General features: G+C 66.4%; 1 protein-coding gene. It reads right to left on the bottom strand.

Annotation, left to right across the window (positions count from 1 at the left end):
• On the bottom strand, nt 1-428 hold a 428-nt coding region (locus U7114_RS19320), incomplete at both ends, for an ATP-binding cassette domain-containing protein (protein ID WP_323058273.1).

Genomic DNA, 428 nt, shown 5'->3' with positions numbered 1-428 from the left:
GCACTCATCGCCTTCTGCACCAGCACCTCGGTCCGGGTATCCACCGAAGACGTCGCCTCATCCAGGATCAGCACAGAGGGCCGCGCCAGGAACGCCCGCGCAATCGTCAGCAGCTGCTTCTCCCCCGCGGACACGTTGGCGCCCTCGTCGTCCAGCACGGTGTCATACCCGTCCGGCAGCGACCGCACGAACCGGTCCACATACGTCGCCCGCGCCGCCTCCAGAATCTCGTCTTCAGTAGCCCCAGGCCGCCCATAAGCAATGTTGTCCCGGATGGTCCCGCCGAACAGCCACGTATCCTGCAGCACCATCCCCAGCCGCGAGCGCAGCTCGCGCCGCGGCACCGAGGTGACGTCCACGCCGTCGAGCGTTATCCGCCCGGCATCCAGCTCGTAGAACCGCATCATCAGGTTCACCAGCGTGGTCTT

This window comes from Pseudarthrobacter sp. C1, from assembly GCF_034720455.1.
Classification (GTDB): Bacteria; Actinomycetota; Actinomycetes; order Actinomycetales; family Micrococcaceae; genus Arthrobacter.
Note: the sequence above shows the minus strand (reverse complement) of the source record. Positions and strands in the feature narration are given on the sequence as shown.